Source organism: Christiangramia sp. OXR-203 (assembly GCF_034372165.1).
GTDB lineage: Bacteria > Bacteroidota > Bacteroidia > Flavobacteriales > Flavobacteriaceae > Christiangramia.
The window spans coordinates 2,795,920-2,809,260 of record NZ_CP139698.1; the positions used below are offsets into that span (position 1 = coordinate 2,795,920).

The 13,341-nt window shown below is 39.1% G+C and carries 14 protein-coding genes; 4 read left to right on the top strand and 10 right to left on the bottom strand.

Annotated features, from left to right (window positions below; all coding sequences use genetic code 11):
* Positions 1-75: 75 nt before the first annotated feature.
* From T8I65_RS12880 to T8I65_RS12895, 4 genes are all read left to right on the top strand, one after another.
* Positions 76-1,335, top strand: a complete 1,260-nt coding sequence (locus T8I65_RS12880; RefSeq protein WP_322300987.1) for a putative DNA modification/repair radical SAM protein — start codon at positions 76-78, stop codon at positions 1,333-1,335.
* Positions 1,335-2,111: a TIGR03915 family putative DNA repair protein gene (locus tag T8I65_RS12885; protein WP_322300988.1), complete on the top strand. Its 777-nt coding sequence runs from the start codon at positions 1,335-1,337 to the stop codon at positions 2,109-2,111. The genes T8I65_RS12880 and T8I65_RS12885 overlap by 1 nt, the downstream gene beginning before the upstream one ends.
* Positions 2,112-2,194: 83 nt before the next feature.
* Positions 2,195-2,392 carry a hypothetical protein gene (locus tag T8I65_RS12890; RefSeq protein WP_322300989.1) on the top strand — a complete coding sequence of 66 codons (198 nt, stop codon included), beginning with the start codon at positions 2,195-2,197 and terminating at the stop codon, positions 2,390-2,392.
* A 75-nt stretch (positions 2,393-2,467) separates the two neighbouring features.
* On the top strand, positions 2,468-2,716 hold the full coding sequence (locus tag T8I65_RS12895; RefSeq protein WP_322300990.1) for a hypothetical protein: 249 nt from the start codon (positions 2,468-2,470) through the stop codon (positions 2,714-2,716).
* 26 nt (positions 2,717-2,742) lie between these two features.
* Here T8I65_RS12895 and T8I65_RS12900 read toward each other — a convergent pair whose 3' ends face one another.
* The 10 genes from T8I65_RS12900 to rsgA form a co-directional block, all read right to left on the bottom strand.
* Positions 2,743-3,720 (bottom strand): polyprenyl synthetase family protein, encoded by a 978-nt coding sequence (locus T8I65_RS12900; RefSeq protein WP_322300991.1) that lies wholly within the window; start codon positions 3,718-3,720, stop codon positions 2,743-2,745.
* A 46-nt stretch (positions 3,721-3,766) separates the two neighbouring features.
* Positions 3,767-4,810, bottom strand: a complete 1,044-nt coding sequence (gene rlmN, locus T8I65_RS12905) for a 23S rRNA (adenine(2503)-C(2))-methyltransferase RlmN (protein ID WP_322300992.1) — start codon at positions 4,808-4,810, stop codon at positions 3,767-3,769.
* Positions 4,811-4,924: 114 nt separating this feature from the next.
* On the bottom strand, positions 4,925-5,974 hold the full coding sequence (gene queA, locus T8I65_RS12910; RefSeq protein ID WP_322302800.1) for a tRNA preQ1(34) S-adenosylmethionine ribosyltransferase-isomerase QueA: 1,050 nt from the start codon (positions 5,972-5,974) through the stop codon (positions 4,925-4,927).
* 87 nt (positions 5,975-6,061) lie between these two features.
* Positions 6,062-7,282 carry a 3-phosphoshikimate 1-carboxyvinyltransferase gene (gene aroA / locus T8I65_RS12915; protein WP_322300993.1) on the bottom strand — a complete coding sequence of 407 codons (1,221 nt, stop codon included), beginning with the start codon at positions 7,280-7,282 and terminating at the stop codon, positions 6,062-6,064.
* 27 nt (positions 7,283-7,309) lie between these two features.
* Positions 7,310-7,564: a hypothetical protein gene (locus T8I65_RS12920; protein WP_141878569.1), complete on the bottom strand. Its 255-nt coding sequence runs from the start codon at positions 7,562-7,564 to the stop codon at positions 7,310-7,312.
* Positions 7,564-7,890, bottom strand: a complete 327-nt coding sequence (locus tag T8I65_RS12925; protein WP_322300994.1) for a nucleotide pyrophosphohydrolase — start codon at positions 7,888-7,890, stop codon at positions 7,564-7,566. Before T8I65_RS12925 ends, T8I65_RS12920 begins: the two co-directional genes overlap by 1 nt.
* On the bottom strand, positions 7,856-9,907 hold the full coding sequence (locus T8I65_RS12930) for a DUF3857 domain-containing protein (protein WP_322300995.1): 2,052 nt from the start codon (positions 9,905-9,907) through the stop codon (positions 7,856-7,858). Before T8I65_RS12930 ends, T8I65_RS12925 begins: the two co-directional genes overlap by 35 nt.
* 2 nt (positions 9,908-9,909) lie before the next feature.
* A complete protein-coding gene (locus tag T8I65_RS12935; protein WP_322300996.1) occupies positions 9,910-11,826 on the bottom strand; it encodes a transglutaminase family protein in 1,917 nt (638 codons plus the stop codon).
* 52 nt (positions 11,827-11,878) lie between these two features.
* Positions 11,879-12,331: a D-aminoacyl-tRNA deacylase gene (dtd, locus tag T8I65_RS12940; RefSeq protein WP_322300997.1), complete on the bottom strand. Its 453-nt coding sequence runs from the start codon at positions 12,329-12,331 to the stop codon at positions 11,879-11,881.
* Positions 12,331-13,275, bottom strand: coding sequence for a ribosome small subunit-dependent GTPase A (gene rsgA / locus T8I65_RS12945; RefSeq protein ID WP_299154744.1), 945 nt, complete (start codon positions 13,273-13,275; stop codon positions 12,331-12,333). The genes dtd and rsgA overlap by 1 nt, the downstream gene beginning before the upstream one ends.
* Positions 13,276-13,341 lie beyond the last annotated feature (66 nt).

Genomic DNA, 13,341 nt, shown 5'->3' on the forward strand with positions numbered 1-13,341 from the left:
TTTGAGCTAATAGTTTATCGTTTAGGAGTCACTATGATTTTGGAATATTTCCTATTTTTGGATAAATTCCTAATTATGGATTTCGATCGAATAAAAGAAAAATTAAATATTCTGGCAGACGCTGCTAAATATGATGTTTCATGTTCTAGTAGTGGATCCAAGCGAACCAATACCAAGAAAGGCTTGGGTGACTCATCAGGAATGGGTATTTGTCACTCCTATACACAAGATGGCCGTTGCGTATCCTTACTGAAGATCCTTCTTACGAATCATTGCATATTCGATTGCGCTTATTGCGTTACCCGAAAATCCAATGATATTAAAAGAGCTGCTTTTAAGGTACAGGAAGTTGTAGATCTTACCATAAGCTTTTATCGTAGGAATTACATTGAAGGTCTTTTTCTAAGTTCAGGGATTTTTAAAAGTCCAGATCATACAATGGAAAGATTGATTCGAGTAGCCAAAAAATTGAGGGAAGAAGAGAACTTTAATGGCTATATACATCTTAAGAGCATTCCTGGAGCCAGTGATGAATTAATGAGAGAGGCTGGACTCTATGCCGACAGGTTGAGCGTAAATATTGAGATCCCAACAAAATCAGGTCTTAAACTACTAGCGCCCGAGAAAAAACATGAGGACTTCATGAAGCCCATGGAGAAGGTAAAGAATGAGATCATTCAATATAAATCTGAGTCGAAACTTATCAAAAGCACTCCTAAATATGCACCTGCAGGCCAAAGTACCCAGATGATCGTTGGAGCTACCGGTGAAAGCGATCGGGATATCATGTACTCATCAGCATTCTTTTATAAGAATTACAATATGAAAAGGGTTTATTATTCTGGTTATGTCCCAATTAGTAATGATCCTCGTTTACCTGCTTTAGGAACTCAGGTTCCCATGATGCGTGAAAACCGACTCTATCAAACAGATTGGTTGATGCGCTTTTATGGGTATGATGTTCGGGAACTTTTGAATAATGATTTCCAGCATCTTGAAATGGACATAGATCCTAAACTGAGTTATGCACTCCGTAACCGACATTTATTCCCTGTAGATATCAATAAAGTCGACAGACAGCTACTATTACGCGTTCCGGGAATTGGATTAAAGTCGGTTAATAAGATCCTTCAGGCACGAAAATTTAGAAAATTAAACTGGGAACATCTTCAGAAGATCGGTATCTCTATGAATCGCGCTAAGTATTTCATTACCTGTGATGCCAGGGAAAAGGAACTTAAAGATGTAAGCAGTGAAAACTTAAAGCAGTTAATCATTCAAAATTCCTTCAGTAAATATCGAAAGGAATTTAATCAGCAACTTAGTTTATTTTAATGAAAAGCGTTGTACTGAAATATGATGGAAGTTTTCCGGGATTTTTGACCTGTGTTTTCAATGCCTATGAGCAGAAGCTGGAAATTACCGAGATCATTCCTGAAGGAGAAGATCAGAAACAATTATTTAGTGAAACGCTAGAAGTAATTACTGAAGATTTCAAGGTACAGAGAGTTTTAAAATCATTGAAGAAAAAGTTGTCATCAAATGGTGTTAAGAGATTATACTATTCTTTCCTGAGTGAAATTCCCGGGATCGAACTGAAGATGTATGATATGATTCGATATGTCTATAGTTCTCAAGAGAAGGCAGAACTGGATTACTCTCATCCATCAGTGCTGGATATTTCCAAAGCAGCAAAACAGGTTGGACGCGAAAAGCATAGAATGGAGGCATTTATAAGATTTAGACTTACTAAAGATGACCTATATTTCGCGGTGATCGAACCAGACTTTAATGTTTTGCCTGTGATCACGAAGCATTTCAAAAGCAGGTATGCAGACCAGCGATGGTTGATTTATGATCTTAAGCGAAAATTGGGAGTGCATTATGATCTTCAAAAGGCAGAATATGTTTCGATGGAATTACCTGAAGATATAGGTATCTCAGGCGGAAATCCCGACTATTTTGCTGAAGGAGAAATCTACTTTCAACATTTATGGAAAGAATACTTTGACTCCACAAACATCAAAAGTCGAGTAAATATGCGGCTTCACATTCAACACGTGCCTAAAAGATATTGGAAATATTTAAGTGAAAAGAGTCCTTTTGCATAATAAAATTTTGTTTAAATTTGTGTCTTCAACTAATTAAACATTTTACAATGAAAAAATTTTTATTATTATTTGCAGTTGCATCAATGAGCCTTTCTATCTATTCTTGTAGAGAAACTACTGAAGAAAACATGGAAGAAGACATGGAGCAAGCAGGTGAAAACGTAGAAAACGAAATGGAAGAAGCTGGTCAGGAAGTAGAAGATGCTGCTGAGAACGCTGAAACCGAAATGGAAGAAGAAGTAGAAGGAACTGACGATATGAACGGTGATGATGATATGTAATCATTTTCTTTCTTAATATGATTAAAGCCATTCATTTGAATGGCTTTTTTTAGTTTAACCCTAAAATTATAAACAATGAAAAAGACTGTAACGATCCTGGCCTTAGCTGCAATGAGTATTTCTATGTATTCCTGCCGAGAAACAACCCAGGAAAAGACTGAAGAAGCAGCGGAAGCGATTGGAAATGATATTGAAGATGGTGCCAGAGAAGCTGGAGAAAAGATCGAGCGTGGAGCTAAGAAAGTTGGTGAAGAGATCGATGAAGAAATTCACGATACAGACGATGTAAATAATGAGGAAGAGACAGATGACACTGTCCAGTAATATAAAAAGCGGCACGATGTGTCGCTTTATTTTTTTCGTTCTATAACGTAATTTACCATTAATTCTAAACTGTCACGGTATTCAGATGCTGGGTAGTCCTGCAATAATAGAAGTGCTTCTTTCTGAAATTCCTTCATACGTTTTACCGCGTAATCCAGTCCTCCATTAACCTTCACGAATTCAATCACTTCTCTTACCCTTTTACGATCCTTATTGTGATTTTTGACAGAATTGATTAACCACTTCTGATCTTTTTCAGAAACAGTATTTAAGGTATAAATTAAGGGTAATGTCATTTTTTGCTCCTTTATATCAATTCCCGTAGGTTTCCCGATCTTCTCAGTACCATAATCAAAGAGGTCATCCTTGATCTGGAAGGCCATACCTATAAGCTCTCCAAATTTCCGCATCTTTGCGACATCACCGCTGTCTGGCTTTACAGAAGCCGCACCAAGACTACAACAAGCTGCGATTAGCGTTGCAGTTTTCTGTCTTATAATATCATAATAAACTGCTTCGGTGATATCAAGTCTTCGGGCTTTCTCGATTTGCAACAGTTCACCTTCACTCATTTCGCGAACAGCTACAGAAATGATCTTCAGCAGATCGAAATCATTGTTATCAATGGAAAGTAATAAACCTTTACTCAACAAATAATCACCCACAAGAACGGCGATCTTATTTTTCCATAAAGCGTTTATACTGAAGAAACCTCTCCTTCTGTTGGAATCATCTACAACATCATCGTGTACGAGCGTGGCAGTATGTATTAGCTCAATTACAGAGGCGCCACGATAAGTTCTTTCATTCACTTTACCTTCAGAAACCATTTTGGCAACCAGGAATACGAACATGGGACGCATTTGCTTCCCTTTCCGGTTTACTATATAATGAGTGATCCTGTTTAGAAGGGCCACTTTGGAAGACATGGATTCGAAGAACTTTTTTTCAAAAAGTTCCATCTCTTTTTCTACCGGTAGCTTTATTTGAGAGATGACCTTCATTAAGGCTGTAAATATAAGAGTTTTAAAGAGGTTCTATACTTTATCATTAAGCCGATTTATTCGCCAGCTGCCCACAGGCTGCATCAATATCCTTACCTCTTGAACGTCTCACCGTTACTGTAATATTGTTACTTTCCAGCATTTGTTCGTACATTCTCGTAGCTTCCCTAGCTGCCTGCTGGAAATTACCATCATCAATTGGATTGTACTCAATAAGGTTCACTTTACATGGAACATACTTACAGAAACGCACCAGCGCCTGCGCATCTTCCCGGGTATCGTTAATATCTTTCCAGACAATATATTCGTAAGTAATCCGGCTTCCAGTTTTTGAGTACCAGTATTCAAGAGATTCTCTAAGATCTTTCAGCGGGAAAGTTTCGTTGAATGGCATAATCTGTGTCCGCACTTCGTTTCTGGCCGAATGCAGGGATACTGCCAGTTTGATCTTAGCTTCATCATCTGCCAGCTTCTTGATCATTTTAGGTACGCCAGATGTCGATATTGTTATTCTTTTTGACGACATGCCCAGACCTTCAGGAGAAGTGATCTTTTCAATAGACTTCATTACGTTATTGTAATTCATCAAAGGCTCACCCATCCCCATGAACACGATATTGGACAAAGGTCGGTCAAAGTATAACCTGCTTTCATTATCGATCGCAACCACCTGATCGTAAATCTCATCTGGATTGAGGTTACGCATACGTTTTAACTTTGCAGTAGCACAAAACTGGCAATCAAGACTACAACCAACCTGTGAAGAAACACAAGCCGTGGTTCTTGTTTTAGTAGGAATCAATACAGATTCTACAGTAAGTGAATCATGTAATTTCACCGCATTTTTTATCGTCCCATCGCTGCTGCGCTGCATACGATCCACACGAATATGATTGATCACAAAGTTCTCATCCAGCATTTGCCGGGTAGACTTAGAGAGGTTTGTCATATCCTCAAAAGAATGTGCTGCTTTATTCCATAGCCATTCATAAACCTGAGTTCCACGAAAGGATTTATCTCCCTGTGACACAAAGAACTCCTGCAATTGCTGCTTGGTTAATGCTCGTATATCTTTTTTCCTGTCTTTCACGCTGCTAAATTACAAAGTTATTACCAAAGCTTCAGTCTTTTACCAGACAATAGCTTACAAAAAAGGCCATAAACCGAAATCGGATTATGGCCTTTAAATTTTATTTTCAACTTCTTAGATGATCAGCATTGCATCACCATAAGTATAGAATCTGTATTTTTCCTTTACTGCTTCTTCGTAAGCCTTTTTCATAAAATCATGACCGGCAAATGCAGACACCATCATCAACAACGTAGATTTTGGCGTATGGAAATTAGTGATCATACAATTTGCAATATTGAAATCGTATGGAGGAAAGATGAACTTGTTAGTCCATCCACCAAATTCGTTTAAAGTCTGGTCTGAAGATACAGCACTCTCAAGCACCCTCATTACAGTTGTACCAACTGCACAAACTCTACGCTTATCGCGTTTCGCCTGATTGATGACATCTGTAGCGTTCTTCTCAATAAAAGCTTCTTCACTATCCATCTTATGTTTGGAAAGATCTTCAACTTCCACCGGGCTAAATGTTCCCAGCCCAACGTGAAGTGTAACCTCAGCAAAATCAACACCTTTGATCTCCAAACGTTTAAGTAAGTGCTTGGAAAAGTGAAGTCCTGCAGTAGGAGCTGCAACAGCACCTTCATTTTTAGCGTATATTGTCTGGTATCTTTCTTCGTCTTCAGGCTCTACTTCTCGCTTGATATACTTCGGAAGAGGAGTTTGCCCTAGTTCTTTTAATTTCTGTCTGAAATCACTGTAAGATCCATCGTAAAGAAAACGAAGAGTTCTACCTCTTGAAGTTGTATTATCGATTACTTCAGCAACAAGACTTTCGTCTTCACCGAAGTATAATTTGTTACCAATTCTTATTTTTCTTGCAGGATCAACAAGTACGTCCCACAATTTTGTTTCAGGATTCAGTTCTCTAAGAAGGAAAACTTCAATTCTGGCCCCGGTTTTCTCTTTATTTCCGAAGAGCCGCGCAGGAAAAACTTTCGTATTATTTAGAACCATCACATCTTCCGGCTCGAAATAATCAATTATATCTTTAAATTTTTTATGTTCAATCGTCTGCTCCTTACGGTTTAGAACCATTAGCCTTGCTTCATCCCTGCTTTCAGAAGGATATTCAGCCAAAAGTTCCTGAGGCAGTTCAAAATTGAAATTAGAAAGTTTCATTCCCATAGTTCCTGTTTTAAAAGCTGCAAATATACAATCTCAACATAGGCGTTGTCAAGTAAATGGCGGTTTATTTATAGAATAATTCTATTCTCGATAGGTGTAGCCAAGTTCTTTAAGATCTTCCCAGAAATCTGGATAGGATTTAGAGACGACCTCAGCATCCAGAATGCGCAGATCTGTCTTTAATGCAAGTGGAGCAAAAGCCATCGCCATTCGATGATCATTATAAGTTTCGATCTCAACGCCCTGCTTCAAATCAGGATTTGGAATTAGTTGCAGACTATCTCCTGTAATTCTCACTTCTGTACCAAATTTCTCAATTTCATTCTTGAGAGCCTGCAGCCGGTCGGTTTCTTTGATCTTCAGAGTATGTAAACCTGTGAGCATACACTCGGTTTTAGTCGCGAGACAGGTAACGGCGATAGTTTGAGCGATATCTGGAGAATTGCGAAGATCTTCCCGAAGGCTTCGCGCACGAGTCTTTCCTGTCTTCTTCAGCGTGATACTATTTTCAGAATAAATGGTTTCCACACCAAAGTGCTTATAAATTTCAGCAAGGGAAGAATCTCCCTGCCTGCTTTCCTTTCGGTAGTTATTAAGTTTAATTTCCGCAGTTTCAGAAATAGCTGCAAGACTATAGAAGTAGGAGGCAGAACTCCAGTCAGATTCCACAGGAATACTTACCGGTTTTACAGATTCCTGAGGTTCAATAAAAATTCTGTCTTTTACAAATTTACCATGGATACCGGACTGTTTGATAATTTCCAGCGTCATAAGAATATAAGGCGTGGAGGTTACGGGACCTTCCAGAATGATCTCGAGCCCTTTCGGCAAGGTAGCTCCTATGAGCATCAATGCTGAAATGTACTGGCTGCTTACATTGGCTTCCAGCTTAACTGAAGATGCATATAATTTTTTTCCCTTGATAAGTAAAGGCGGGTAACCGGTCTCATTTTTATAAGTGATGTCGGCGCCCATACGTTGTAAGGCATCCACCAGTAATCTAACTGGTCGCTCCTTCATTCTTTTACTTCCGGTAAGCTCAACTTCACAGTCTTCCTTCACCGCGAAATAAGCCGTTAAGAAACGCATTGCCGTTCCTGCGTGGTGTATATCTATGATCCCGTTCCCTTTTTCAAGGGCCTTTTTCAATACTTCAGAATCATCACTATTCGAAAGATTGTCGATCGAAATTTCAGGGTATAATGCCTGAAGAATGAGCAAACGATTCGATTCACTTTTAGAACCGGTGATTTGAAGTGCTGCTTTTAGATTCTTTTCTTTGGTATGTAGGGATAGATTCATGAGAGTTCGTAAAGATGAATTACGAAATTACTCTTTCTTTTCTTTACTGCGAAACTGTCCAAACGACAAAATAAACCCATACAGGAACGAGGCGATCAACTGTCCAATGATAAAACGAGCTAATTTCCCATTTGCCGTACGCTCTTCAAAGAACCTCGTAAATTCGAAACCGCCGTATTCGAATAGCATCGTGATCACATTATACAATACAAGAAAAGATAGACCTAACCAGAAAACCGACTTCCAGAAAGGACGTTCAGAAACCATTTCTTTGAACTTCATTATTGCAGTTTTTCGTTGTTCTTATGTCTGTCCTTATCCCGTTTTGTCTTAAGGTCGAGCTTTTTATCAAATGCATCCTGCAAATTAATACCAGTCTGGTTTGCCAGGCAAAGCACTACAAATACCACATCTGCCAGCTCCTCACCCAGGTCTTTATCCCTATCGCTTTCTTTCTCACTTTGCTCCCCATAACGACGGGCAATGATACGGGCAACTTCTCCAACTTCCTCTGTTAACTGAGCCATATTGGTAAGCTCGTTGAAGTATCGCACTCCGTGTTCCTGTATCCAGTTATCTACCGCTGTCTGCGCGTTCTTCAAGTCCATCTGCTGAAATTTTCTTCAAAACTATGCTTTCATTTTGTTTTTTGATAATGTTGTCGTAAAACTTTTGAATGTATTCATAGTCTGTCGCAGCAAAAATTGTTTGCGCCAAGTTCACTTCAGATTCTATTCTAATTACATTGTTCATGTGCTTTACAAGATACTTGAACTCTCCGGCAGCATCTTTTAATTGTACGATAGCACTCTGCGGAAGCGATTCCACCTTATAGCCTTCAGGAATCAACATATTCACCTGGTGGTGCTTCTTCATTGGAAAATCAAAGTATACTGGTAATGTTCTGGTTTCAGCTTTAAAAGGATTTTCTGAAGTTACATTGAACAACATAGGCTTTACGTAGATCTTATCTCCAATTACATCCTGACCACTTTGGGTATTAAACTCATAAGTATTTTGTATACTTTCTCCAAGTTTTTCAAAGTTTTCAATCTTTACTTCGGAAATGGAATGATTGCTCAATCCCGATTCCAGGTTTGCCGTAGCATCGCTCAAATTCCCATGATTTAATCTGAAGTTTCTGGCATAAAGAGCATCTAGATTATTGAAGTATTTACCTGAAATTCCATCTTCTGCCAGCTGAACATTCAGCCTGGTTTTATTTTCTGAAAAATATAAAGGTTGCAGGTTTACCCATTCCGAAGTTCCATCTTCACGAATCAATCTACCCTGCCAGTTTCTTGCTCTTTTAGGCAGTTCCCCTGGAATTGCCAGTGGATCACTAGCATCCATCAGGATCACATTATCACCAATTTTAGCGGCAGCAATCAAGTAATTAAACCCATCTTTTGTTGGAAACAACGGAGTTCCATTGCTAACGGTACTTACCAGAACTGGATTTGCATCGATATTAGCATACTTCAGCATGGAAACCAGTAAAAGATTGATATCACCGGTATTTCCCGTGCCTTCCTCGTAAGCATCACGTAGCCCATTTTCAGCTATATAACCCACGTAATCATTCCAGGTCATCTTCTGCTTCACAAAATTGAAGATCTTATTCATTTTTTGTTCCTGGTTGGTCAATGTGCCAAGCAAAGCATCGATATCATCATCAAAAAATCGCTGATTGCGCAGTTCTGTGTTGAATCCGCTATCATTATAAATGGACTTGGAAACACCTTCCCAGGTTTGAGAATAGTTATCGATGGGAGAATTTGGAAACTTGGTAAACTTTAATTCCCAATCTAAAAACGCCGCGTAATTCTCCATATAATCTACATGACTTTCAGCTTTCAGGGCAGGGATATTTTCCTGGTCTATCTCATACGTGTTCTGTATATAATCTAACTCTGTGTTGGTGGTAGAATGGCGAATAACATTTCCCTCATATGAAGTATTTCTTTCAGTATTGGTGAAGGATCTTCTGAACGGTTTCGTTCCCTGATTGATTTTAGCATAGAAAGCTGCTTTTGGATTGTTATAAACTCCAAAATTTAAATATTCCGGGATCGTCACGCTTATATTAAGCTTGTCAATAGGAATCGTATACTGTAAATTAATACGATCCATCGAAGTCGTGATCCGGTCGCTGATTTTCTTATACTCATATTCGATCACAGTTCCCTCTTTTACCGCCGGCATAGTGAACGTAGTAAGCTCGCGATATTTGCTTGCCTCATTCTCATAAATATCCTTACGATCAAGCTTGGTTTCCTTAATTTTTCCATTTTCCAGATTGTAACTAACTCCCTTTACTCCAGAAACGTTTTCCTCGTAACCTCCTTTATAGGCACTGATCTTATGCGTTGCCCAATCAAAACCATCTTTATTGTAGATTTTGATACGCTCGTGATATTCGGTTACCACAAAGAATCCGGAGTTAGGCTTGTAATCGTAGTATGTACGCTGATATTTATATAAAACAGCAGCGTTCGCATCTGGCTCTTTGTCGTGTTGTTTCTGGGCAACTTCACTTTTAGATACTTTTCCAAATTTATAATTCTGAGCATAGGTCGTGCTACTCAGAATTAAGAAACTGAGGATAAAAAGGTATTTGGTCATGGTTAGGATTTTTCGGATTTGGCGATTACTGCTTTTAGGTTATTTAAGGTGTTTACTTTGTCGATAAACTGGGTGAAGTTCTGGAATTGCTCACTTGGCCACTCCCCTTCGCGAATAATTAGAACTCTCTCTACTTCTATACTTTTATCTTCTTCGGAAGCGCTAATGTTTATACTGAATTCTCCAAATTCTGAAGCGATCTCGTCACTTCCAGGTAATGCTTCGATCTCATAACCTTGCGGAATCTTAAAGCTGAAGTGATCTTTGTAGGTTTTTCCACGTTCGAAGACAAAAGGCATGGTTCGCTCCTGCGGAGTTTTCTTCATGATGTTCCCCTGCTGAATAAAATTGAGTGGAACCAGTAATCTTTCTCCGGCAGGACTCGCCAGTCTGCTACCACTAAACTTCAGTTTCTCCTGAAATTGAATAGCGACCCGATCATCTTCAAAAGCAATGTTCTCAAAATGCAGATTCTGAAGTCTGCCCCACTCATTTCTATAGTATTTTTTAAGATCGTCTTCAGTTTCTCTCTTTAATCCGTAGCGATCACTGTAAGGAATACCTTCTGAGATTCTGGTGAATTCCGCATCGAAATTGCCATTTTCGTCCAGCTGAATCTCGCATTCTATCGCCTGTACATTATCTGAAGCTGTATATTTTCTGGTACGTATGATCTCTCCACCGTCTTCTGATACCCTTAGCGCGTAACGGTCATCTGTGAAGTCTCCCATATAGTTGAAAGGAGTAGTCTGACTCGTACATTCCAGCCATAGATCTGTATCATCTTCCGCAGGAATATTCAGGATCACATGATTTCCCTGCATGATGGTGAAATCAGGATTTATATGACGCTTTGAATCTCCACCATAGATTACGGTATAATAAGATTCGATACCCTGACTTTTAAGCAAGGCTTTCGTATAATTCGTTAATCCCTTACAGTCGCCATACCCAAGTCTGTCCACGTTCATGGCAGTTTCTGGCTCCCAGCCACCAATACCATATTGCACAGAAATATAACGGGTATTTTCCTGAACGTACTGGTAAATAAGTCTGGCTTTTTCTTCTATACTACTGGCAGAGCTGGTCAAATCTTCCATTTTTTTAATGGTGCTCTCTGGCAGGTGATCATGTTCTGCAACAAGATTATCGTACATCCATTTTCCATAATGTTTCCAGTCCCTGGTTTCTCCGGCGACACCTTTCAGTTCAAATTTTTCAAGGCTAAATAGAAGGTTGGGTGTAGTAGTGCGTAAAGACGGTTCGAAATCTTCGTGTTTCCTCGCTTTGACATTCCGAAGTTTATAAAGGAAATGATTCTCAACCGAATGATCTTCTATGGCAACCTTATCAAAGTTGTTTTCCTGAAATCTTAGTGCATGCGCATCTGGATTTTCAAGTTCGAAAATAGATTCTTCTATACTTACATTATAACCTTCCAGAGGAAACCACTGATCGAGAAAAACGGTGTCTTCGTTTTCAAATTCACTGGTATAAATTACGGTATATGGATAGTTTCTGGCGTTATAATCCATATAACTAACTCTATTGTCTGCAAATAAGGTCCCTGAGCCAAAAGCGCTAACATCTGAAAAATCCTTTTTTCTGAACTTTTCAACTTCATTCCCCATTGCATCAAGAATGATGGCTTGCTGTTTTTCTATCCCATCACCCTCATCATAATGCTGGTAAGCATCGATGAAGTATTCACCATTCTCATTGAAAACAGTGACAATACGAGTAGTGTGTACGACCACTTTATCTATGTCTTCAACAACAAGTTTTGTGTGCATCTTGCGAACGACCGCATCTGCATTTTCTAATAATTCCGGGGAAATTTTTAAAATAGAATATTCTTGCTGGGAATACATTGAAGACATGCAGACCAGCAGCAAAAAAGTGATGATTCTTTTGCGCATTAAGCTGAAAATAGGTTAGTTCAGCCCGCAATATATAAAAAATTAACTCTTTTTAACGCTTTTCTTTCGAATCGATGATAATTGTTACTGGACCATCATTGAGCAAGGAAACTTTCATATCTCCTCCAAAGACTCCTACCCCAACGCTTTTACCAAATTCTTTTTCAAAAGACTTTACAAAATTCTGATATAATGGTTCCGCAATATCAGGTTTCGCCGCATTTATAAAACTGGGCCTGTTCCCTTTTTTAGTACTGGCGTGTAGTGTAAACTGACTTACAATTATAGCATCTCCATTTACAGTTTTGAGAGACTTATTCATTTTGCCCTCATCATCCCCAAAAATTCTCATGTTAATGACCTTACGGCAGAGCCAGTCGATATCTTCCTGGGTATCGCCCTCCTCTATTCCAAGTAGGATCAATAAGCCTTCGCGCATTACCGCGCAAACTTTGTGATCTACAGTGACCGATGCTTCTGTAACTCGTTGTATTACTGCTCGCATTACTTCTGGTATTGATCTACTCTATAGTTTTCATCTTCACCTTCCATGATCTGTAAATAACTTTTGTACCTGGACCAGGCGATCTCTCCTTCTTCGAGAGCATCTTTTACAGCACATTTTGGTTCATTAAGATGCAGACAATTATGAAATTTACAGTGCTGTTTTAGCTGAAAAAATTCCGGGAAATAGTCGCCAATTTCTTCCTTGTCCATATCCACTACTCCAAAACCTTTAATTCCGGGAGTATCAATGATTCTCGCATCAAATTGAAGGTCAAACATTTCAGCGAAAGTCGTGGTATGTTGTCCCTGGCTGTGCTGCCTGCTAATTTCCGAAGTTTTAAGATCGAGAGTAGGCTCTATAGCATTGATAAGAGTAGATTTTCCGGTACCACTGTGACCAGAGATCATACTGGTCTTTCCAATCATCTTATCCTTGACTTTATCTACGTTTTTACCTTCTTTAGCTGAAATTCCAATACACTCATAGCCTGCACCGCGGTAAAGTTCTGCAAGGTATTTCACCTCAGCAAGTTCCTCGATGCTATAAGTATCTACTTTATTGAAAAGCAGCACCGCCGTAATAGCATAGGCTTCTGCAGTAACCAGAAAGCGGTCTATAAAAGTGGTTAAGGTAGGCGGATTATTAAGGGTAATAAGCAAAAAAACCTGGTCAACATTTGAAGCAATAATATGAGTTTGCTTTGACAGATTAACCGACTTCCGGATTATATAGTTTTCCCGTTCGATGATCTTTTTGATCACCCCGGTTTCCTCCTCGCCATCTTCTACATCAAATCTTACGACATCCCCTACAGCCACAGGATTTGTGCTTTTAATTCCCTGTATCCTGAACTTTCCTTTGATCCGGCATTGGTAAAATTGGCCATTCTCGGCTTTTACATGATACCAGCTCCCGGTAGACTTATAAACAACTCCCTGCATTAAGCTAAACTATTCATATCTAATAATTACTTTCCGCAAATTTAGGCATTAATTTATGAAGCTACC